Raw genomic sequence first — 21,426 nt, 5'->3', positions numbered from 1 at the left:
CCGCCGGGGCGGTAGGGACGGGGATCAGGCGGCGGCGGTGGAGGGGATCACCTCGGCGTAGGAGCCGAAGCCGCTGGCCACCTTGATGTAGGCCTTGCGGAGGCGTTCGCCGTCCTGGAGCCGGGCGGCTTCATCGAGTTCCGCCAGGGCGCTCTTGAGCTGGTTGGCCCTGGTGGTGGCCTCGGCCCGGTCCGCGGGGAGGAGGCGCTGGTTGATGTAGAGCATCTCGCGGCCCACTTCCTGCATGGGGCCGTGGATCAGGTTGCGGGTGAAGACCCAGTTGCGGGCATTCACCAGGCCGGCCAGTTCGGGCAGGCGATCCTTGGCGGCCAGGAATCCGTCGGCCTGTCGCTGGATGATGGCCAGATCGGCGGGACTGATGCTGGGCGGCTGGCGGCTCTGGTTCCCTCCGCAGGCGGCGAGCCCGAAGGAGAGGGCCAGCACCAGACCGATCAGCGCCAGACGCTTCAGGACGGAGTGAAGCGAGGAAACCAGCTGAGCGGCCATGGCGAGCACGGGAAGCAGGGGCGACTGTACGTCCGCTGCAGTCGGCCCCCGGAGGCCGCGGCGACGACCCGGATCGGCTAAAACGGAGTTGTTATGAGTTAGTTCCCATGCGGATCGAGACCCTCCCCCTGGCCGCCATCACGCGTCCCCTGCAGCGCCGTCTCGATGAGCCCAAGGTGGCCGCTTTGATGGCCTCCATCGCGGCGGAAGGTCTTCGCGAACCCATCGATGTGCTCGAGGTGAACGGCCGCTACTGGGGCTTCAACGGCTGTCACCGGGTGGCGGCCCATGAGCGGCTCGGTCGCCCCACGATCCGGGCCCGCATTCGTCACGCCACGCCGGAGGTTCTGGCGCTCCACCTGCGCTAGGGCGGCGGGCCGACCTGACTCGAGACACCCATTTCCAGCGACAGGAGCTGCTCGGGCGGCGGCTGCGGATCGAGGCTGGCATCGCCCCCATCGACCACTCGCCCGGCGCCTCCCCCCAGGGCGACCCACCCGGAGTTGCTGAGGGCCGCCAGCCCCAGCACCAGGGCCAGGGCCATGGCCAGGGCCCCGATCACGATCTGTCTGAGCGAAACGTCCGGCATGGCTCAGGGGGTGGGTCGCCGGCGGCCATCTGGCCTCGGAATCCTGACGATACGGTCCTTTCCGGTCCCATGCCGCTGTTCCCGCTTCAATGGGCTCCAGCCAAGGGCACCGGATTCTTGATCAAGGCGCAGTGTGACAACCGGAAGGGCCTGGAGCGGAACTGAGCGCCATGGGGGATCTCAGTCGCTCCGTCGTCACCCTGCTGGCCCTGGTCAATCCGGTGATCTGCGCGCTGATGCTCCTGCGGCTCAGCGGTGGGGCCACCCGCCGCCAGCGGCTGCGGGGTGTGGCCACCGTGGTGCTGCGCACGGGGGTGATCCTGCTGCTGAGCGCGGTCTTCGGCCCCCGGCTGCTCGCCAACCTGGGCATCTCCCTCGATGTGTTCCGCATCGTGGGCGGGCTGGTGATCGCCTCGATCGGCTACGGCATGTTCCAGCCGGAGTCCGCCTCCTCCTCGCCCGCCTCCTCCCCTGCCTCCGACCCGGCGACGGCAGGGGAGGGGATGGCGCTGGAGCCGGTGGTGCTGTTCGCCGCCAGCCCCGGCACGATCGCCACCGTGCTCACCCTCGCGGTGATGCGCGGACCGGGGGAGGGGCTGGGGGTCACGGTGCTGGCCGTGCTGATCGCCCTGGCGATCACGGCGCTGGTGATGGCGCTGATGGTGTCGCGACCGGGTTCGGCGGCGGGGCGGAACGCCACGCTGATCACCCGTTTCCTCGGCCTGATCCTGATCGCGATGGGGCTTCAGTTCGTGCTCACCAATCTGCGCGCCTTCTTCGGGCCAGCAGCAGCGGCATCAGGCTGAGGACGCCGAGGAGCAGCCAATACACCGCTCCCGAGACCGGATCGTGGCTGGTGACGGCCTCGCCGGGGGTCTGGCCGTTCGCCAGCCAGGCGAGCAGCAGCTCGGCCGCCACGATCAGGGCCAGGGCAGTGGCTCCGACTCCGAGCTGAACACCGGGTGTGGGAGGAAGGCCCGATCGACCCACCGTGAGGGAGGCGGCCGCCACGATCGCCACCAGCATGAGGGGCATTTCGAGCAGCTCCGCCACGCGGACCCCGAGCCGGGGCACCAGCTGGGTGACCCGCACGACGCCCAGGGCGAAGCCGATGCCGAATACGATCCCCCCGTAGAACGCACCGGCCCGCAGCACCCGGCAGACCATCTCAGGAGCCCGCCCGTTGGAAGGCCTCGGTCTGGGCTTCGTTCCAGCTGAGGCCACCGAGCCAGCGGCCGATGGCGGCGGCGATGGCCGAGCCGGTGAGCAGCCAGGGCAGGGTGGCGGGATTGCCCTGCAGAGTGAATACGAACAGGGCGCAGAACAGGGGGGTGCGGCAGGCCCCGCTGAACACGGCGGCCGCGGCGACGGCGGCCAGGGCCGCCTGTTGGTCCGGTGGCAGCGGGCGCAGCCAGGGGGTGACCAGCACCGCCCCCAGGCTCATGGAGTCATGCATCAGGCCGCCGGGAGCGCCGATCGCGATGCTCAGCAGCGGGCCCAGCAGCCGGGGCGCGGCTGCCCACCAGGGCGTGGTGGCCCTGCCGGCCAGGGCGGGGCCGAGGGCGAGCGAGCCGTCGTTGAGGCTGATGCCGCCACTCGCCACGGCCAGCAGAGCGACCAGCAGGGCGAGGCCCACCGCGACTGTCACCCGGCGGCGGCGCAGCCAGGGGCCAAGACGGTGGGCCAGGGGGATGAGCAGACGCACCAGCAGCACCCCGATCAGGGCGGCCAGCACGGAGATCAGCAGGGCGAGCGGCAGCAGGCCAGGCGCCAGGGCCAACGCCACCCCCTCCGCCAGACGGGCGGGTTGGCCCAGCTGGGAATTCAGCAGGGTGCCGATGCCGGCCAGCACCAGGGTGGGCGCCACCAGGGAGAAGCCGGCCACGGCGCTGAGCTCCTCGAGCGCATAGGCGGCCCCCAGCAGGGGGGATTGGAAGGCGGCGCCCAGGCCGGCGCCCCCTCCGATGGCCGCGGTGAGGGCCAGCGGCAGGCGATGCAGGGGGGCGAGCCGGCGACGCAGGGCCAGCAGGATCGAGGCGCCGAGGGCGGCGGAGGGGGATTCGGTGCCCACGCTCAGCCCGGCGAGATGGGTCAGGGCGAGCAGGGGCAGGCGGGCCAGCTGGTGCCCCAGCGTGAGGTTGGCGACGGCCCGGTCCCGATCCTGCTCACGGTCGGCGTCCTGGAGAGCCAGCACGCCGGTGATGCCGCCGCCCCGGCCAGCCGCCAGCGGCCCCCAGGCCAGCAGCAGGAACGCCAGGGTGGCCAGGGCCGGGCCGGCCACTAGCAGGGGGTTCAGGGGGCCGTCGCCGCCGAGGGGCCAGAGCCGCTGGAGCCGGAAACCCAGTTCGGAGAGCCATTGGTAGGGGAGTTCGGCCAGGCCGATCACCAGCCCGGCCAGCAGCAGAGCGAGGGAGAGGGAGATCGCGCTCATGCCTTCAGCCGCCGCCCATAGGTCCGCACCAGCCCGGCCAGCACCAGGGTGATGGCCAGCAGCGTCAGGGCCAGGGGGAGCTGGGTGGTGTCGGGGATCACGGTGGCGAGCAGAACGAGCAGACCGGCACCTTCCTGCTGGACGAAGCCGGTGAGGGCGGAGGCCAGGCCGGCCTGGCCGGGGAACGACTGCATCGGCATGGCCAGGCCGATCGGGATCAGCACTCCCCCACCGAAGACGATGACCAGGGTGGGCAGGAACAGGGAGATGGCATCGAATCTGCCGCCCAGCCCCAGCCCGACGAGCAGCAGGCACCCGATCACCATCGCCCGCAGCCCGAAGCGAAGCAGCCAGGGCTGACCCTTCTCCACCACCAGGCGGATCACCGCCAGGGCGCCGAGGATGTACGTCACGGTCAGGCCTAGGGAGAGGGTGCCGAACTCCTCGCTGCTGAAGCCGAAGGCCTTCTCGAAATCGAAGGGGCTGGCGGCGTCGTAGAGGGCGATCATGCCGTTGGCGAGGGTGGCGATCAGGGCTGGCAGCAGAAAGCGCTGATCGGCGGAGAGCCGCAGATAGCCGCGACCGATCGTTCCGATCGAGAGACCACGGAGGGGATCCGGAGCTCCCTCCCTCAGGGTTTCCGGGAGCGCGCGGGCCAGGTAGGCCAGGGTGATCAGCCCCAGCACGGCCAGCAGCAGGAAGTCGGCGCGCCAGCTGGTCACCTGGGTGATCAGACCGCCCAGGAAGGGAGCGAACCCCAGCGACACCGCGAAACTGATGCTGGCGAAGGACATCGCCCGGGTGAGGAGGCGATCGCTGAACACATCCCTGAGGGCCGCCCGCGAGACCGAGGTGCCGCAGCCCGCCCCCACCCCCTGAACGACGCGCATGACCAGGAACGGTCCGAATCCCGGCACGACGGCCAGGAGCAGGCTGGCGGCGGTGAACAGCCCCAGGCCGATCAGGGTGATGGGTTTGCGGCCGCGGTCATCGGAGAGAGGGCCCCAGACCAGTTGGGAGGCGCCATAGCCGAGGGCGTAGGCCGTGATCGAGGTCTGGCTGGCCGCCGCGTCCACTCCGAAATCGGTGGCCAGCTGCGGCAGGGAGGGGAGATCGATGAACAGCCCCGCCTGGCCCAGGGCCACCCCCAGGCAGGCATAGAGAATCACCGGCCGGTTCGTCATCGATCCGGCCGGGCCCCAGGAAAGAAGATCCGCCGGGCGTTCGCACACGAGACCTGCTCCCGGGCCGCGGGGGAGAGGGCGAACAGCAGGTCGTGATAGCGGCGCAGAGTCGGCTCCAGCCCCGTGAAGTGTCCGACCAGATCGGAGCCAATCATGAACCGGTCGGCATGGCGTTGCACCAGCGCAATCCACTCGGAGCGCACAAGTCCTCGGGCGCACATTTCATCATCGAAACCCACCCAGGACGCATCCACATGGAGATTGCTATAGGTGGAGAGCATCCTGTCCACCATTTCGTGATAACGGTCATGAAACACGCGCCGGGACAGGCCGCAATGGCCCCAGACCACGATCAGATCGGAATGACGATCAAGCACCTCTTCCAGTTCATGCAGGTAGACATAGTCGTCATGCCGGCCGGCCGAGCTGCTGTTCTGATGCAGAAGGATCGGTAGTTGGTGCTCAGCGCAGAATCTGTACACCGGCAGCATGGCCGGATGATTGGCCCGGGCAGTTTCCTCGAAGGTGAGATTGGTGAGGTCGTCATGACGCAGCAACACTTCACCGATGCCACGCCAAGGGGTGCCGGACCCCATCAACCGCTCGATGTGCCGGATGGCGTGCAGGTCGGTGGGGTTGAAGCCACAGATCAGCGGGGCGAAACGTGACCGCTGCTCCATAGGGAGGCCCTCAAGAGCTTCGGCGACCAGGCGATCGGTGTAGGAGTAGTAATAACAGCGGGCTTCGTCGTCAAGATAATACTGGGGCTCAATCGGATCGAAGGCGTTCCACTTCTTGATCAGCGGCATCCCGAAGATCACGGCGCGCTCCACTCCCGCCTGATCCATCTGATCGAGCAGCGCCGGCAGGCCGTCGGAGTACTGCAGAAAGTCGACCAGGTGGATATGGCTGTCGATCACGGGTTGGTGCACCGGTGCCTGGCCTGGATAAGGCTGCTCAGTTGCGGAAGCCTACCGGCTCGGTACGGCCCCGTTCACAGCGCTCATGCGTCGATCCCAGATGGTCGGTCCGGTCTTCGACGGCCTGCCAGGCCAGCCGGTAGGCCAGGGTCTGGGCCGGGCTCCAGGGCTGGGCGGCGGGCTGGTGCCAGGCAACCTGGCGGGCCAGTTGATCAAAGGTCTCCGGGAGGTCGTCCAGATCGAGAAGATCCAGTGCGGTGGGTAGATCCATGGAGGCCTGAATCATCGATGGCTTGTTCATTGGGCCACTCCCGTCTGACTCCAGTCTGATGATCCGGTGCCGCCGGCAGGGAGGGAGCCAGCGGAATCTTGATTGAGTGAGACGAGCCCATCCGGGCGCTCCCCGAGATGGGGTGATCGCCACCACCCGTGGTGAGGCCCCGGGGGCCGCGGCGGGTCTGTCGCGGGTACTAATCCACCCCCTGATCGCTCCCTCTCCGCCGCAGACTCTCGTAGGCCTGGCAGAAGGGTTCTCCCAGGGCCTGCCGAAGCACCTGATCGCCCGCGAAAGCCTCCAGGGCCTCGTCCAGGCTGGCGGGCAGGGGGCGGGCCGCCTCGCCGCTGGGCGGATCGGTGTCGGTGTTGGTGTCGCTGCGGGGGCCCGGATCGAGATCCCGCTCCAGGCCGTCGAGGCCGGCGGCCAGGACGGCCGCCGGGAGCAGATAGGGATTGGCGGCGCCGTCGGCCAGGCGCAGTTCCAGGCGCTGGTCATCGGGGATGCGCACCATGTGGGTTCGGTTGTTGCCGCCGTAGCTGATCCAGCTCGGTGACCAGGTGGCCCCGGAACTGGTGGTGCGGCCGCCCAGCCGCCGGTAGCTCTCTTCGGTGGGATTGGTGATCGCGCACAGGGCCGGGGCATGCTCCAGCAGGCCCGCCAGAAACCGGTAGGCGAGGGGGGAGAGGCCCAGCTCGCCGCGGGGATCGTGGAACAGGTTGCGGCCCCCTCCGTCCCAGAGGGAGTGGTGCAGGTGGGCGCCGTTGCCGGTGAGGGCGGCGAACGGTTTGGGCCGGAAACTCGCCTGCCAGCCCAGCGGTTCCGCCATCGACTGGACCATCACGCGGAAGAAGGCGTGGCGGTCGGCGGTGACCATCGCGTCGTCGAAGGTCCAGTTGATCTCGAACTGACCGTTGGCGTCTTCGTGATCAGCCTGGTAGGGCCCCCAGCCGAGCTCCTCCATCGCCTCCAGCAGGCCCCCGATCAGCCCGTACTGGCGCATCAGGGCCAGCTGGTCGTAGCAGGGTTTGATCTGGTTGTCGCGGCCATCGGCGATCGCCCCACCGCCCTGCTGCAGCAGGAAGAATTCCGCCTCCACCCCGGTGCGGAAGCCATAGCCCAGCCGGGCGGCCCGCTCCAGCTGCCTTCGCAGCACCCAGCGGGGCGACTGCTCCAGGGGCTGTCCCTCCACCTGCAGGTTGGTGGCCACCCACGCCACCTCCCGCTGCCAGGGAAGCACCGCCAGGCTGGCGGCATCGGGCAGACCCAGCACGTCCGGATCGGCGGGCGTCATCGCCAGCCAGGCGGCGAAGCCCGCGAAGCCGGCCCCATCGCGGGCCACCTGATCCAGGGCGCAGGCGGGCACCAGCTTGGCCCGCTGCACCCCGAACAGATCGGCAAAGGAGAAGAGGATGTGGCGGATGCCGTGGTTGGTGGCGAAGCGGGCCAGATCGGTCATGGGGGTGGCGCGGACGGCAGGGGGATGGGATGGACGGGTCATCGGACCAGGAGTTCGTCCACGGCGGCGCGGATCCAGGCCTGCTCGGCCGGCTCGCCGCGGGGGTTGCCGGCCCGGTGGCCCAGCACCGACTCCAGCACCTCGAAACGGGCGCCGGGGATGAGAGCCGCCTCGGCGGCGCAGTCGTCGGGGGGGAAATAGAGGTCGTGGCGGCCGGCGATCACGGTGGTGCGGGCCGTGATCCGCCCCAGGGCCGCGGCCAGGTCGTTGGGCCCGCTGAGGGCGCCCCGGCCCGTGACGGCCGCGGCCAGATCGTTGGCCAGCCAGGTGTCGAGCATGGCCACCAGATCATGGGGATCCTGGCGGCGGTAGGCGGGCAGCCAGCGGCGCTCCACGGCCTCCTCCACGCTGGCGACGCCGGCGGTGCGGTGGCGGCCTTCCCGGTAGTAGCTCTGGCTGGCGGCCCAGCTGGCGTAGATCAGCGCGAAGGTGCGCAACCCGCGCTCGGGGGGGACCTCGAACCGGCGCCCGTTCCAGGCCGGATCGGCGGTGAGCGCCTGGCGCAGACTGAGCAGGAACAGGCGATTGTGGGGTGTGGTGCGGGCGGTGCCGCAGAGGCAGCACAGCCGCTCCACCCGCTCCGGCGCCAGGGCCCCCCAGTGGTAGGCCTGCTGCGCTCCCATCGACCAGCCGTAGATCAGGGCGATCCGCTCGACGGCGAACACCTCTTCGAGCAGGCGTCGCTGGGCGGCCACGTTGTCGGCGTGGCTGATCACCCAGCCCTCCTCGGCCAGCCCCATCGGGCCGGTGCTGGGGCTGCTGGAGCGGCCGTTGCCGAACTGGCTCACCAGCACCACGCAGCAGCGCTCGGGATCGAGGATCGGTCCCACCACCCAGTCGATGTCCTCCGGCCAGGCGCCGTAGGAGCTGGGGTAGAGCACCAGGTTGGAGCGGGTGGCATTGAGCGCGCCGAACACCCGGTAGGCCAGGCGTGCCCCCGGGAGCTCCCGGCCACAGGCCAGCGGCAGGGTGCCCAGCTCGAAGACGGCATCCCGGCCCCGGATCGCCCCGGCCACGCTCATGCCGGAGGGGCCGGCAGCGCCAGGCTGGACGGATCGGCCAGGAAACCCCGGTGCACCGCCAGGTAGCCGGGCGCGTTGTGCTCCAGGCCCGCCGCGATCCAGCCGTGGGCCGCCGGCAGCGCATGGAACGGGATCGAGGCCGCCAGGTGGTGCTCGGCGTGGAAGGGCATGTTCCACATCAGCCAGCGCAGCGGAGCCAGGGTGTGGGTGGTGCGGGTGTTGCGCAGCACGTTGCTGACGGTGCTGCAGCCGCCATGCTCCGCCAGAAGCACGAAGCGCAGCAGGGGCTGGCCCAGGGCCAGGGGCAGCAGCCAGTGCCAGAGCAGAGCGCCGTTGGCGCCGGGCAGCGACAGCAGGGCCAGGACCCCGTAGAGCGCGAACTGCCGGCGCAACGAGGCGGTGACGGCCGGGGCGGCCTCGGGGGGAATGTAGGGACGAGCGGCGAAATCACCGCGCAGGCCGGCAACGTGGCCCCGCAGCTTGCCGAGCCACCAGGGCAGGCCGCTGAGCTCCAGGAGGTAGGCCCAGCGGCTGGTGGGCGGTGGATCCTCCAGCTCCGGATCCAGGCCCGGCTGGTGGGTGTGGCGGTGGTGCCACTGGTGGTAACGGCGGTAGAAGTCGGCGTTGTAGAAGCTCAGCACGCCGGCCCACCAGGCCACCGCGTCGTTGACGGGGCGGCTGGAGAAGGCGGTGCGGTGCCCGCATTCGTGCATGGCGCAGAAGGCGAAGGCGAGGCCCCAGCCGCAGAGCAGCAGGGCCGGCAGCCGCACAAGCAGGCTGAGCCGCTCATCGCCCCAGGCCCAGCCCGTGGCCAGGATCAGGGCGGCATGGCCGAGCGTCTGCCGCCAGCCCGCCCGATCGCAACGGGCATTGAGCCGGCGCAGGGGGTCGGAGGGGATCAGGGCGCCGTTGGCGTTGGGTGCATCCACCGCCGGAGGGTCCACAGCCGTCATGAGCCGAGCCATGCGGTGCATTCCAGCTGTTCCGGGCTGCCGTCGCGAGGGCGGAGCCGGCGCAGGATCCGCTCGGCCAGATGGTCGGCGTCGCGGCCGACGCCGCAGAAGCGGCCCGATCCCCAGGTGTGCAGCCAGGGCAGACCGATGAAGTACAGCCCGGCCGCCTGGGTCACGCCCCGCTGGTGCACCGGTTCGCCGCCGCCATCGAACACCGGCACCTCCACCCAGCTGAAATCGGAGCGGTAGCCCGTGCACCAGATCACGGCCGCCAGCGGCTCCTGCAGCAGATCCAGGCGGCTGCCGGCTGGGTCCGGCGCCGGGCGCCAGCAGGGCTCGTAGGGCGGTTCGGCCGGCGCCTCCAGGCCGTTGGCCCCGATGTGGGCGTCGATGCCGGCGCGGATGCGGTGGTAGACGGCATCGGCGCGATCGAGGTTGGTGGCCAGGTTGGCGTCGAAGCTCAGGCCCGTGGCGGTGATCCCCTCCAGGCGGCCGTGCAGGACCATGCCCTCGCTGGCCCGCTGGCGCAGGTCGATCTCCCGGCCGCCGTCGCGGCCCGTGAGGTAGTGGTTGGTCTTGTGGCGAACAGCGCGGGGATCGTCGTGGGCCTCGATCGGGGTGTCGTAGACCCCCATCCGCTCCAGCCACTCCACCACGTCGCGGCCGCGGTAGCGGCGGGGTGAGCGCGGCGCCGAACCCACGCTCAGATGCACGTGGCGGCCGGCCAGGAAGAGGTCCTCGGCGATCTGGCAGCCCGACTGGCCGCTGCCGACCACCAGGACCGGCCCCACCGGCAGCTGATCGGGGCGGCGGTAGTCGCGCGCATCAAGCTGCAGCACGCTGGCGGGCAGCCGCTCGGCCAGCGGGTGCCGGCGCGGACGGTGGTAGGCGCCGGTGGCGATCACCACCTGCCCGGCCTCCAGCACGCCGCCGCTGGTGAGCAGCCGGTAGCCGCTGCCGCTGCACTGCAGCCGCTCCACACTCACCCCTTCCCGCACATCGACCGCGCTGCGCTCGGCGAAGCGGCGCAGGTAGGCCACGATCGCTTCACGGCCCATGAAGCCGTCGGGGTCGTCCCCGTCGTAGGGGAAGCCGGGCAGGCGGCACTGCCAGTTGGGGGTGACCAGGCAGAAGGAATCCCAGCGCTGCTGCTCCCAGGCGTGGCCCAGCCGGTGCCGTTCCAGCACCAGGGCGTCGAGGCCCCGCTGCCGCAGACAGGTGGCCACCGCCAGCCCCGCCTGGCCGCCGCCGATCACCACCACCGGCGCGGTGGCTGCAGCGGCGGACGACGGGACGGAGGACCCCACGGGCAGGCGGCGAAGGGGCGGGGCGGCGGCAGGCTCCACGGCCAGCGGGATTCATCGTGGGCCGTGGAGCAGGGCGCCAGCGGTAGCAAGCAAGACCAAACCCTGCTGAGGGGCCAGTCGCCCCGGTTTAGTGGTGGCTGATACACAAGTTCATACTGGCCTGGTGCATGGTCGAGCCCTGGTTTCCCCTACGACTTGCTGACTCATGCCCGAGGTCACCCACCCCGCCCATCAAACCGGGGATTTCCTCGTCGACTACGAGGAGAAAGTGTTCCCGGACGTGAAGGCCGAGCCGGGCGAGAAGGCGCTCGTGACCTTCCACACCGTGGCCTTCGAGGGTTCCATCGGCCTGGTGAACCTGCTCCAGGCCAGCCGCCTGATCAACAAGGGCTTCGAGACCTCGATCCTGCTCTACGGCCCCGGCGTCACCCTCGGATTGCAGCGGGGCTTCCCGAAACTGGGGGATGCCGCCTTCGACGGCCACCTGAATTTCGGCGCCCGCATCCAGAAGTTCATGGACCAGGGTGGCAAGGTGTACGCCTGCCGCTTCGCCCTGCAGGCCCTCTACGGCCACGGCGAAGGCGCCCTGATCCCGGGCATCACGCCGGTGAACCCTCTCGATGTGCTCGACATCGTGCTGCTGCACCGCAAGGAGGGCGCCTTCATCCTCGACACCTGGACGCTCTGATGATGCACGGCCCGATCATCGTGGCCGCCGCCCAGATCCGTCCGGTGCTTTACAGCCTGGACGGGTCGGTGGAGCGCGTGCTGGCGGCGATGGCCGAGGCGGCCGGCCAGGGGGTGCAGCTGATCGTGTTCCCCGAAACCTTCCTGCCCTACTACCCCTACTTCTCCTTCGTGGAGCCTCCGGCCCTGATGGGCCGCTCGCACCTGTTGCTCTATGAGCAGGCGGTGACGGTGCCGGGCCCGGCCCTCGCCCGCATCGCCGCCGCCGCCCGCGAGCACGGCCTGCACGTGCTGCTGGGCATCAACGAACGGGATGGCGGCAGCCTCTACAACGCCCAGCTGCTGATCGACTCCAGCGGCGAGCTGGTGCTCAAGCGCCGCAAGATCACCCCCACGTATCACGAGCGGATGGTGTGGGGCCAGGGCGATGGCGCCGGTCTCACGGTGGTGCCCACGACCCTGGGCCGGATCGGCGCCCTGGCCTGCTGGGAGCACTACAACCCCCTGGCCCGCTTCAGCCTGATGACCCAGGGCGAGGAGATCCACTGCGCCCAGTTTCCCGGCTCCCTGGTGGGCCCGATCTTCAGCGAGCAGACGGCCGTCACCCTGCGCCACCACGCCCTGGAGGCGGGCTGCTTCGTGATCAGTTCCACGGCCTGGCTCGATCCCGCCGATGGGGAGCGGATCACCCCCGACCCGGCGCTGCAGAAGGCCTGCCAGGGGGGCTGCCACACCGCCGTGATCAGCCCCGAGGGCCGCTACCTGGCCGGCCCGCTGCCGGAGGGCGAAGGCCTGGCGATCGCCGAACTCGACCCGGCCCTGATCACCAAACGCAAACGGATGATGGACAGCGTGGGCCACTACAGCCGCCCGGATCTGCTCGGACTGCGCCTCGATCGCACAACGGCCCGCCAGGTGGAGGAGAGCGGTGGTGCCGTGGCGTTCTCGGTCAGCGCCAGTGCGGCCAGCCCTGCGGAGCCGACGATCGGCGCCCTGGCGGAGCCCGTGCCCCATGGCTGATCCCACGGATGTCGCCGCGCTGGCCCGGCTGGTCACCGACCTGCAGGTGCGGGGGGTGGTGGAACCGGCAGTAGCCGGTAACCCCGGCCGCCGCGGCGGCGCCGGCCCCTCCGACCACCGAGCGCTCACGCTCGATGGCACCACGGTGATGGTGCCCGTGTACAGCAGCGCCGCCCAGCGATCCCCTTACCGGCTCGATCAAGCCGGCGGCGGGCTCCAGATCCAGCAGCGCTCCGGCTCCGGCAAGCCGCTGGCGAGCGGCGTGGAAACGCCGCCCGAGCCGCGCATCTATGGCCTGCACACCGCCGATGGCACCCCCTACCGCTCGATCGCCCTGCTGCACAGCCGCGACGTGCTCGCCACCACGCTGCTGCAGACCTGCATCCGCTTCCGCGACCGCAGCCAGTCGTGCCAGTTCTGCGCCATCGAGCAATCCCTCGAGGACGGCCGCACCCTGGCGCGCAAGACGCCTGCCCAGGTGGCGGAGGTGGCTGAGGCCGCAGTGCGGCTCGATGGGGTGCGTCAGCTGGTGATGACCACCGGCACCCCCAACAGCGACGATCGCGGCGCCCGCCTGTTGGCCGAGACGGCCGCGGCGGTGAAGGCCCGGGTGACCCTGCCGATCCAGGCCCAGTGCGAACCGCCGGAAGATCCGATCTGGTTCCAGCGGATGAAGGAGGCCGGCGTCGACAGCCTCGGCATGCACCTGGAGGTGGTGGAGCCCGAGGTGCGGCGCCGCATCCTGCCGGGCAAGGCGGAGCTCAGCCTGGAGCGGTACTTCGAGGCCTTCGACCAGGCGGTGGCGGTGTTCGGCCGCGGCGAAGTGTCCACTTACCTGCTGGCGGGCCTGGGCGACAGCGCCGCCGCGATCGTGGCCTGCTGCGAGCGGCTGATCGCGGCGGGCGTGTATCCCTTCGTGGTGCCGTTCGTGCCGATCAGCGGCACGCCGCTGGAGCACCATCCGGCTCCCGACTCCAGCTTCATGGTGGAGATCTACACGGCGGTGAGCCAGTTGCTGGCCGCGTCGGATCTGCGCGCGGCGGCGATGTCGGCGGGCTGTGCCAAGTGCGGCGCCTGCTCGGCCCTGTCGCTGTTCGAGGCGGCGGCCACCGCTTCGCCTGCGGCGAACGGCTGATGTTCTTCATCGATCCCTCCAGCCACGACATCGGCCGCAGCCCCAGCTCGGCGCCGGCCGCCTTCACCCCCTCGGTGCGCTGGGGGCTCGGCATCGACGCCGAGGACTTCCGCCTCTCACCCGCGACCTGCTCCAAGCGCTTCTCCTTCCATCTGCTGCATCCGGGCACGCCGCTGCTGGCCGGCTACTGGGACCTGCGCCGCCGCATCTTCTGCCAGGAGCAGCACCTGTTCGAGACCTGCGACCGCGATGAGCACGACGCCGCGGCCACAGCGATCGCGGCGATCGCCCATGGGGCCAACCGGGCGGGCGACAGCCAGGGCGGCGGCGGGCCGGTGGTGGGGGTGGTGCGGATCCTGGAGCCGCAACCGCGTTTTTGGTATGGCGGCCGGCTCGGCGTGGATGCCGCCTTCCGCCGCCACAACCAGATCGGCAAGGGGCTGATCTGGAAGGCGGTCACCACCGCCAACGGCTGGGGCTGCGACCGCTTCCTGGCCACGGTTCAGGAACAGAACGTGCGCTTCTTCCAGCGGCTGCACTGGTGCTCGGTGAACACCCTGGAGATCAAGGGGCTGCCCCACCACCTGATGGAGGCCGACCTCCGGTACTACGCCCCGTCGCGGGAGCGCCGGCCGGTGGCATGAGCGCCAGCGACCTGGCGCCGCTGGCGGCACGGTTGCGCCGGCTGGGTGGCCTGCAGGGCAAAGCCGCCATCCAGCGACCCGCCGCCCACTTCCCCCACCAGCCCTTCGCGGCCCTCGGTCCGGCCGCCGCGCTCGGGGATGACGCCGCCCTGCTGCCGGCCTGCCGCGGTCAGCTGCTGCTCGCCAGCGAGGGGATGGATCCGGCTCTGATGGAGCGCGATCCCTGGTTTGCGGGCTGGTGCGGGGTGCTGGTGAACCTCAGCGACATCGCTGCCATGGGCGGCCGGCCCCTGGCCCTGGTGAACAGCCTCTGGTGCCGCGATGCCGATCGGGCCGAACCGGTGTTGGCGGGCCTCCAGGCGGCGGCGGCCCGCTTCGGAGTGCCGGTGGTGGGGGGCCACACCAACCTCAGCAGCCCCTACGACGCGTTGGCGGTGGCGGTGCTGGGCACGGCCAGCGGCTCGGTGCTCTCGGCCCGCTTCGCCCGCCCCGGCGACCACTGTGTCCTGTTGGCGAACCGTGCGGGGCGCCTGCGCCATCCCCACCCCTTCTGGGATGCCGCCACCGAGGCCCCGCCCCTGCGGCTGCGCCGGCACCTGGCCCTGATGGCCCAGCTGGCGGAAACCGGCGTCGTCCATGCCGCCAAGGACATCAGCATGGGCGGCCTGGTGGGCACCGCCGTGATGTTCTGCGAGAGCGCCGGCTGTGGTCTGGTGCTCGATCTGGAGACCATCACCCCACCGGCGGGGGTGACGCAGGAGGCCTGGCTGGGCTGCTTCCCGAGCTTTGGCTTCCTGCTGGCGGTGGCTTCGGGGCGGGTCGAGGCCTTGATGGCGGCCATCGCAGCGGTGGAGGCCGAAACCGGCCCGGCGTTGCTCGGCCAGACGATCGGACGGTTCACGGACGACCCCGGCCTGCGCCTGCGCGCCGCTGGGCACGAGGAAACGCTGTGGAGCGGCCGCGAGGCCCTCACCGGCTTCGGCCCGGCGCCATCCGGCTAGGCGCCGATAGGCCCGCCCCTGACGGGAGCGGCCGCCCGTTTCCACCCCCTTCCAGCCCCCTCACTCCATGCCCGAAGTCGTGCTGCAGCTCGAATGGCCCGACGGCCGCCAGACCAGCCTGTATTCGCCGTCCACAGTGATCCTGCAGCATCTGCAGCCCGGCGATTGCCTGAGCGTGGCCGACCTTCAGCAGCGTGCCGAGCGGGCTCTGGCCGAAGCCTCTGAGCGGGTGCGGGCCCGCTATGGCTTCGCCTGCACCCGCACCGATGAGGAGCGCAGCACGCTGCGCCACACCGCCACGGCCTATGCCGCGGATCAGTTGGTGTGCATCCGTGCTGCCTGAGGACGTCCCTTCTGGTGGTGACAGCCTGGAGCTCTTCATAAAAAGAAGCCGTGTGAAAATGTCTTGATCCTAGGTATTGGTGAGGCGGCTTTTCGCTAGTGCATTTATGGAACTGGATCTGGTCATCAACTCAGGCCATCAGAATAGATCTATCCGCTGTTTCCTGCCAGGGTTCATCGACTTGTGCCCTGCCTCAATCCTCAAAATCGTCCGTCCACAGCAAGACATTATCCTTAGGAGGCCATGACTACCGCGAAGCTTCCACTTGGCTTATCATGGCCTCCATCACAGCTCCATTAATCCAGCCTCCCTGGAAAAATACTTATGAGGCTTTCGGATCTCTGGGCTAAATCGCCACCGGCTCTCTCTGAGTCATCGGTTGCGGGCTACCCCTTATTACCCCATCTTCTCGATGTCGCCTCGGTGGCTGAGGCGCTGTTGTCTGTCGTCCCCTGCCCAGTCCCGTTGCCCTGCTCGATGGCGTGGGTTTGTGCGCTTGTCGGCCTTCACGATTTCGGGAAAGCCAGCCCTGGCTTTCAGCGCAAGCTGGGCCGCACGCATGTGGGCAGCTATGCCCTGGAGACCAATCAGACAGACGCTCAACAGCGGCATGACATCAATACCGTTCTCCTGCTGACGTCTGTCCTGAAGGGTCGGGGCTTGCAGAATCGTTATGCTCGCACACTCGCCAACGCCGTTGGGGCTCACCACGGCCATCCGTTCGGGGATGCCGAGATCACCAAAGCCAGGTGGCTGATCTCACCCACCTGGGCCGAGGCCCATCAGGCCTTGTGGGAAGGGGTCCTGGAAGGGACAGGGGCCGAGGGGGTGCCGTCACTGCCGACGGAAGCCGCCCAGTGTTCCGCTTTCCTCCAGTGGTTGATGGGCCTCACCACCACGGCTGACTGGCTTGGCTCCCGTGATGCTGTCTGTCGCCTGAAGAGGCTTTCCGAATGGAACGGCGACCCGCGCCAGTGGTTCGAGTCCGCAAGGCCCCATGCCGCTGCGGCCCTTGTCGCTGCTGGCCTCCAGCCTGCCGGCAGCCCGGTGCCGATGAGCGGGGCTGCGGCCGTGCAGATGGCCCTCGGCCCCGGCCTGGAGCCTCGCCCTCTGCAGCAGGAGATGGCAGCGTTGCTGGATGGTCTGCCTGAGGAGCCCTGCCTGATCGTGATCGAAGCGCCAATGGGCGAGGGCAAAACGGAAGCGGGGTTGAGTTGTTCGTTCGGCTCGCGGGGGGTTTACCTGGCGATGCCGACCCAGGCCACCAGCAATGCACTGTTCACGCGTCTGGCGGGCTTCCTTGATCGGCAGAAAGGCCCTGGGGCCAGCAAGCTGGTGGCGCTGGCCCATGGCTCCGGGGGGCCTGAGGCGGCCGATCTTCGGCTCCGGGACATCGGCCTGGGGACCGCTGACAGCCAGGTGAGGGCGGGCTGGTGGTTCCGTGGTTCAAAACGCTCCCTCCTCTGCTCCGATGGCATCGGCACCGTGGATCAGGGCCTGATCGGGGTGCTGAGCACACGCCATGGATTCCTGCGCCTCTATGGCCTGAGCGGCCGCACGGTGATCTTCGATGAGGTTCACGCCTACGACACCTACACCGGTGGCCTGATTGAACGGTTGATCGCCTGGCTGCAGGTTCTGGGTTGTCGTGTGGTGGTGATGTCGGCCACCTTGCCTGCCTCAAAGCGTGAGGAACTCCTGAGGGCCTGGAGTGGCTCGGCGACCCTCCTGCCCCAGGGAACCAGCTACCCCCGCCTGAGCTGGGCGCTGCCGAATTCGGTTCATCGGGTCTCCTTCGCCCCCAGCCGCCGGCAACGCGTTGAGCTGCGTTCGATCCCCTCCGAGGCCGCTGCCATCGCCGGCCAGGCCGCGGCCTGGGCCCGTGCAGGGGTGCGCGTGTTGGTGGTGGTGAACAAGGTGGCCCGTGCCCAATCCCTCTATGGCCAACTGGAGGATGTGCCCCGCACGCTCTTCCATGCCCGCTTCCCCATGGACCAGCGGCTGGTGATCGAACAGCAGGTGCTGAATCTGTTTGGCACAAAGGGTTCAGCAATCGGCGGCCATGTGCTTGTGGCGACCCAGGTGGCGGAACAAAGCCTGGACATCGACTTCGACGTGCTGATCACAGATCCAGCACCTGTGGACCTCGTGCTGCAACGGGAGGGCCGGATTCATCGCCACAAACGCGACGACCGGCCCGCGGGCTTCAACGAACCGCTGGTTTTCATCGCCGATCTCGATGAAGCGCTGCCCCCTGAGGGCCTCACGAGCTTTGTCTACGACCGCTGGGATGTGCTGCGTTCCTTCTCCTGGCTGCAGGCCAACCGGGTGTTGCAGCTCCCCGAAGACATCGATCGTCCGATCCAGGAGGTCTATGGCTCCTGGAAGCCGACAGGCAGGCCGGAACTCCTGCAGGCCCTGGCGCAAGCCCGGCAGGCTCATGAAACCGATCAGCAGACCATGAAGGATCAGGCCATACGGGCCCGGTTGGCGTTGCCGGAGGAGTGGCGCATCAACCCGAACGGCACCGATTTCGATGACGATGATGACGCCGAATCCGGCGTGCTTCGGTTCGGCACACGGCTTGGTTCAGACAGCCAGACCGTGGTGCCGATCAAGCCAGACGATCTGGCGGACCTGAAGAACCGGGCGCCAGCGCTGGCCCGGACGTGGATGCGGGTCAGCCATCGGGGCCTGGTTCAGGCTGTCAGAGCAGCTCCACGGCCGGAAGGCTGGGGGAACCTGCCTGGGCTGGCCGCTCATCGCCCCCTGCTCCTTGACGGATCCGGCCGGGTACTGAATGGGTCTGTTGAGGCCAGGCTGGATATCGACCTGGGATTGGTGGTTGGCAATCTGGAGTGAGCGTTCTACTGGTAGACATTGGTGACTCCCCACTCACGTGGGGATGGCCCGCACGCGCTGCTGTTGACCCAACGGCCGCAGGACCCTTTCCCTGCCGACGCGGGGATGCGCCTCTCCGGGCATCAGGCAGTCAGGCCTGGCGCCCTCCAGGCCCTTGGCCTCCTCCACCCGAGAGCCAAGATCTGATCCGTAAAGCTCTGGACGCAAAGCATGCACTGCTGTTGATTTCTTGTTTCGTTTGGGATACGTTGAAGGGGTGGACAACCTCCCTGCAGTTCGGGCCACGCGGATCGGCGCACAAAAAAGCCCTGAGTGAGTTCGTACCTCACCCAAGGCTCGGCCCGAAGGCCAATCGTTTGACAACACAATCATGAACCCAAAACCCAGCTCTGTCGACGGCAATCCCGTCACTTGTCATGCTGACCACTGCCTTCTGGAGGAAGGCAGTCTGGCTCCGCTCGAAGCAGTGCTTGATTCAGCCCATCCTCCTGTCGATAGCCTCCATCAGTGGATGTCACTCTGGGAGCGCTCTCCCCACTCGCACGATCAAGAGGAATGTTGACCAAGAATCGCCGAGATTGATCTACAGCTGCACGCCAATGGTCGACTTGGTATGGGGGTACCTTTCATCACGCCAATTCTCCAAGATCATGTTCAAAAACTGACAGAGTCCCACTCTTGTGGCCTTAGTTTCGATGGGGACTCTGACCTGTTTGGATGGCCTCCTCGCCAAGGGAGTAAAGCCTCCCGAACGCAGGTCAAATGAAAACACAGATCTCCGAGTGCACGCCGAACACTCCAATGGCAATCTCTGTTGGAACAAGTCTCCTCAGACAAGGGAAGGCCCAAGCCCTTCGTGGTTATTCGCACGAAGGGCTCGACGAATTTTCGCCATTGCGTCCACACTTCGAACAACGCTTTCCTGATCTTGAGACATGCCCTTCTCTCTACTCACGGAACCCTGGATTCCCCTGATCTCCACAGATGGCGATCGGCAGGAGGCTTCCCTCTGCGAAGCCCTGCTGGAACCGCACCGCTGGCGGGCGATCGACAGCGTCAACCCGCTCGAGATCTTCGGCCTCTACAGGCTCCTGCTGGCCATTAGCCATCGCGCCATCGGGCCGGATTCTGATGCACGAATTGAACTGATCGATCAATGGCCACGCGGGAAATTGGAGGCCTATCTCGATCAGTGGCGGGATCACTTCGATCTGCTTCATCCCAAAACGCCCTTCCTTCAGGTTCCGGCCCTGGCGGAAGCGAACCTCACCCCCGCCCCGTGGACCCGCCTGGCGATGGAGCGCTCCTCAGGCGCCGCTCGGCTGATCTGGGATCACAGCATCGATGCGGCTCCAGGCCCCCTCAGCCTCCGCGAAGCAGCCCGGCTGCTCGTGGCCCATCTTCAATTCACTCCAGGAGGGCTGGTCAAGGCCTTGAGAATCTCAGCTGTTCGCGGACCGGCCAGCGGCCTCCTGCTCATGCAGCCAGTTGGTGAAACCCTTCAGGAGGCCTTGGCGCTCTCGATCGTGCCGCAGTCAGGTGAGCTCTACGCGGCAGATCTGCCCGCTTGGGAGAGGCCATCGCTGACCCTCGACGAGCTGCGGGAGCCCGGAAAACTTGTGCTTCAAGGGCCCGCTCACCGATACACCCTCCTGAGCCGAGCCCTGCTGCTCCAGCCCGAGGGTGATCAGCTCACCCATCTCCTGTATGCCGAAGGGCTGGCCGCCACGGATGCCAATAGCCCATCCGCCGACCCGATGGCCTCGATGGTGAAGGGAAAGAAAGGGTCAATGCCTCTGTTGCTTTCAGAGCACAAGGCCCTCTGGAGAGACTTCCAGGCCCTGGTGGGCAGCCATGGGAGCGCTCCAGCCGCCACTTTGTCCCATGCCAGTGCTGTTCGAGAAGAGCTTGACGACCACCGGCCAATCGAACTCCTCGCTGGAGGGTTGTTGCCTGATCAGGCCAGAATTGTTCTCTGGCGCCTGGAGGAACGCAGGATTTCTCCTGATCTTCTGCATAAGAAGAACCTGATTCATGCCGTCGACAAGGCGCTCGAGCTGGCTGAGAAGGCAGGTTCTGCTTTGGGTAAAGCCCTCTATGCGCTCTACACCGAGTGGCTTCAATGCGGAGGCGAAAGCAGGCCTGATCCCCAGAAGGTCCGCAGCCTGGGCGAATCCATTCAGGCCACGGCCTGCTTCTGGAGTGAGCTGGAGCCCGCTTTCTGGGTACTTGTGGATGATCTGGGCCATTCCGGTGACACAGATCAGACACTGGACCAATGGCGCAACACCTTAAGAAAGGCGGTTGAGTCTGCCCAGCTCCGGGCCACGAACGCCTTGGGCCTTGATGCCAAGGCCCTCAGGGCTGTCAGCCACACCAGCCATCATTTCGGAAGGGTGGTGGCCGGCATTTCAACATGACCATGAATGAGATTCTCTCTACCCTTTACCCACTTTCCTTCCGCCTCTGATGCATCCCAAAGATCTGTTTGACACCCTGCTCATCAGGGCCCAGGGCGATACGGCTGTCCTGGCGACCTTGCGCCGATCGGCATCCTATGAACCTGGCCTCTATCCTCCCGCCTTCCCTTATGTCGAATATTTGGTGGCAGGGCAGAGCGAAAACCGCCGTTCCATCGCCTATCTCGTTGTGGCCTGCTGGGCCCTCGCCACACGTCCCCGGCGTGATCAGACATTGCAAGCGCCTCTGGAGGGGCTGCGGCTCCCCCTGGCCCTCAAGGCTCTGCAGGCTCAGAACGCCACGGCCAGCAAGAGCCTCGAAGCCCGTTTCACCGCCCTGCTTGATGCGGACCTCGACGAACTGCCCTGGCGCCTGCGCCATCTCACCACGCAGCTGGCTGCTGCCGGTGTTGCCGTGGACTGGCCATCGCTCCTGAACGATCTCTGGCACTGGGGCAGTGAAGGGCGAAGCGTTCAGATCCGTTGGGCCCGTGACTTCTGGTCCATGCCTCCAGGCCAGGCCAAGGCAAAGGGAATGTCCAGCGCCAAGGCCTGAAACAGTTCAGTGC

22 protein-coding genes and 1 pseudogene are annotated in these 21,426 nt (G+C 68.2%); 12 read left to right on the top strand and 11 right to left on the bottom strand.

What is annotated here, in order from left to right; genetic code table 11:
- Positions 1 to 24: 24 nt before the first annotated feature.
- The gene (psbQ, locus tag ACWJI7_RS06540) at positions 25 to 507 is read right to left on the bottom strand and encodes a photosystem II protein PsbQ (protein ID WP_479936342.1); all 483 of its coding nucleotides are present in this window, start codon (positions 505 to 507) and stop codon (positions 25 to 27) included.
- Positions 508 to 614: 107 nt separating this feature from the next.
- Here psbQ and ACWJI7_RS06535 point away from each other — a divergent pair, with 107 nt between their 5' ends.
- Positions 615 to 875, top strand: coding sequence for a sulfiredoxin (locus ACWJI7_RS06535; RefSeq protein ID WP_479936341.1), 261 nt, complete (start codon positions 615 to 617; stop codon positions 873 to 875).
- Here ACWJI7_RS06535 and ACWJI7_RS06530 read toward each other — a convergent pair.
- Positions 872 to 1,096: a hypothetical protein gene (locus ACWJI7_RS06530; protein WP_479936339.1), complete on the bottom strand. Its 225-nt coding sequence runs from the start codon at positions 1,094 to 1,096 to the stop codon at positions 872 to 874. The two genes, ACWJI7_RS06535 and ACWJI7_RS06530, sit on opposite strands and share 4 nt — an antisense overlap.
- Positions 1,097 to 1,266: 170 nt before the next feature.
- On the opposite strand from ACWJI7_RS06530, the gene ACWJI7_RS06525 reads away from it, so the two are divergent.
- Positions 1,267 to 1,902, top strand: a complete 636-nt coding sequence (locus ACWJI7_RS06525) for a MarC family protein (protein ID WP_479936337.1) — start codon at positions 1,267 to 1,269, stop codon at positions 1,900 to 1,902.
- Here ACWJI7_RS06525 and ACWJI7_RS06520 read toward each other — a convergent pair.
- From ACWJI7_RS06520 to ACWJI7_RS06480, 9 genes are all read right to left on the bottom strand, one after another.
- Entirely contained in the window at positions 1,853 to 2,263 is a 411-nt protein-coding gene (locus ACWJI7_RS06520) for a hypothetical protein (RefSeq protein WP_479936335.1), read from the bottom strand. The two genes, ACWJI7_RS06525 and ACWJI7_RS06520, sit on opposite strands and share 50 nt — an antisense overlap.
- 1 nt (position 2,264) lies before the next feature.
- The gene (locus ACWJI7_RS06515; RefSeq protein WP_479936333.1) at positions 2,265 to 3,527 is read right to left on the bottom strand and encodes a chloride channel protein; all 1,263 of its coding nucleotides are present in this window, start codon (positions 3,525 to 3,527) and stop codon (positions 2,265 to 2,267) included.
- Positions 3,524 to 4,711, bottom strand: a complete 1,188-nt coding sequence (locus tag ACWJI7_RS06510) for a multidrug effflux MFS transporter (RefSeq protein WP_479936332.1) — start codon at positions 4,709 to 4,711, stop codon at positions 3,524 to 3,526. The genes ACWJI7_RS06515 and ACWJI7_RS06510 overlap by 4 nt, the downstream gene beginning before the upstream one ends.
- Complete coding sequence (locus ACWJI7_RS06505) at positions 4,708 to 5,643, bottom strand: amidohydrolase family protein (protein WP_479936331.1); 936 nt, start codon at positions 5,641 to 5,643, stop codon at positions 4,708 to 4,710. Before ACWJI7_RS06505 ends, ACWJI7_RS06510 begins: the two co-directional genes overlap by 4 nt.
- 25 nt (positions 5,644 to 5,668) lie before the next feature.
- A complete protein-coding gene (locus ACWJI7_RS06500) occupies positions 5,669 to 5,917 on the bottom strand; it encodes a hypothetical protein (RefSeq protein WP_479936329.1) in 249 nt (82 codons plus the stop codon).
- Between the two features lie 184 nt (positions 5,918 to 6,101).
- Complete coding sequence (gene glnT / locus ACWJI7_RS06495) at positions 6,102 to 7,406, bottom strand: type III glutamate--ammonia ligase (RefSeq protein ID WP_479936327.1); 1,305 nt, start codon at positions 7,404 to 7,406, stop codon at positions 6,102 to 6,104.
- Positions 7,403 to 8,446 carry an alpha/beta fold hydrolase gene (locus tag ACWJI7_RS06490; protein ID WP_479936325.1) on the bottom strand — a complete coding sequence of 348 codons (1,044 nt, stop codon included), beginning with the start codon at positions 8,444 to 8,446 and terminating at the stop codon, positions 7,403 to 7,405. Before ACWJI7_RS06490 ends, glnT begins: the two co-directional genes overlap by 4 nt.
- The gene (locus ACWJI7_RS06485) at positions 8,443 to 9,375 is read right to left on the bottom strand and encodes a fatty acid desaturase (protein ID WP_479936324.1); all 933 of its coding nucleotides are present in this window, start codon (positions 9,373 to 9,375) and stop codon (positions 8,443 to 8,445) included. Before ACWJI7_RS06485 ends, ACWJI7_RS06490 begins: the two co-directional genes overlap by 4 nt.
- 20 nt (positions 9,376 to 9,395) lie before the next feature.
- Positions 9,396 to 10,712, bottom strand: a complete 1,317-nt coding sequence (locus tag ACWJI7_RS06480) for an MSMEG_0569 family flavin-dependent oxidoreductase (protein ID WP_479936475.1) — start codon at positions 10,710 to 10,712, stop codon at positions 9,396 to 9,398.
- Between the two features lie 199 nt (positions 10,713 to 10,911).
- Between ACWJI7_RS06480 and ACWJI7_RS06475 the strand changes: the two genes are divergently transcribed.
- From ACWJI7_RS06475 to casB, 10 genes and pseudogenes are all read left to right on the top strand, one after another.
- Complete coding sequence (locus ACWJI7_RS06475) at positions 10,912 to 11,394, top strand: MSMEG_0572/Sll0783 family nitrogen starvation response protein (protein WP_479936323.1); 483 nt, start codon at positions 10,912 to 10,914, stop codon at positions 11,392 to 11,394.
- 2 nt (positions 11,395 to 11,396) lie between these two features.
- Entirely contained in the window at positions 11,397 to 12,413 is a 1,017-nt protein-coding gene (locus ACWJI7_RS06470) for a Nit6803 family nitrilase (RefSeq protein ID WP_479936321.1), read from the top strand.
- Complete coding sequence (locus tag ACWJI7_RS06465) at positions 12,406 to 13,548, top strand: MSMEG_0568 family radical SAM protein (protein WP_479936320.1); 1,143 nt, start codon at positions 12,406 to 12,408, stop codon at positions 13,546 to 13,548. The genes ACWJI7_RS06470 and ACWJI7_RS06465 overlap by 8 nt, the downstream gene beginning before the upstream one ends.
- A complete protein-coding gene (locus ACWJI7_RS06460; RefSeq protein WP_479936473.1) occupies positions 13,548 to 14,192 on the top strand; it encodes an MSMEG_0567/Sll0786 family nitrogen starvation N-acetyltransferase in 645 nt (214 codons plus the stop codon). Before ACWJI7_RS06465 ends, ACWJI7_RS06460 begins: the two co-directional genes overlap by 1 nt.
- Positions 14,189 to 15,193: a sll0787 family AIR synthase-like protein gene (locus ACWJI7_RS06455; protein WP_479936318.1), complete on the top strand. Its 1,005-nt coding sequence runs from the start codon at positions 14,189 to 14,191 to the stop codon at positions 15,191 to 15,193. The genes ACWJI7_RS06460 and ACWJI7_RS06455 overlap by 4 nt, the downstream gene beginning before the upstream one ends.
- A 67-nt stretch (positions 15,194 to 15,260) precedes the next feature.
- On the top strand, positions 15,261 to 15,536 hold the full coding sequence (locus ACWJI7_RS06450; protein ID WP_479936316.1) for an MSMEG_0570 family nitrogen starvation response protein: 276 nt from the start codon (positions 15,261 to 15,263) through the stop codon (positions 15,534 to 15,536).
- 324 nt (positions 15,537 to 15,860) lie between these two features.
- Positions 15,861 to 16,403: pseudogene (locus ACWJI7_RS06445) on the top strand (CRISPR-associated endonuclease Cas3''); the annotation flags it as partial.
- Positions 16,404 to 16,589: 186 nt separating this feature from the next.
- Entirely contained in the window at positions 16,590 to 18,398 is a 1,809-nt protein-coding gene (gene cas3 / locus ACWJI7_RS06440; RefSeq protein ID WP_479936471.1) for a CRISPR-associated helicase Cas3', read from the top strand.
- A 935-nt stretch (positions 18,399 to 19,333) separates the two neighbouring features.
- On the top strand, positions 19,334 to 20,818 hold the full coding sequence (casA, locus tag ACWJI7_RS06435; protein WP_479936314.1) for a type I-E CRISPR-associated protein Cse1/CasA: 1,485 nt from the start codon (positions 19,334 to 19,336) through the stop codon (positions 20,816 to 20,818).
- A 49-nt stretch (positions 20,819 to 20,867) separates the two neighbouring features.
- Positions 20,868 to 21,413 carry a type I-E CRISPR-associated protein Cse2/CasB gene (gene casB / locus ACWJI7_RS06430; RefSeq protein ID WP_479936312.1) on the top strand — a complete coding sequence of 182 codons (546 nt, stop codon included), beginning with the start codon at positions 20,868 to 20,870 and terminating at the stop codon, positions 21,411 to 21,413.
- Positions 21,414 to 21,426 lie beyond the last annotated feature (13 nt).

The sequence above is a fragment of the Cryptocyanus atlanticus LEGE 06306 genome (assembly GCF_056633155.1).
The sequence above is the reverse complement of the archived record's forward strand: the minus strand, read 5'-3'. Positions and strand labels throughout refer to the sequence as shown.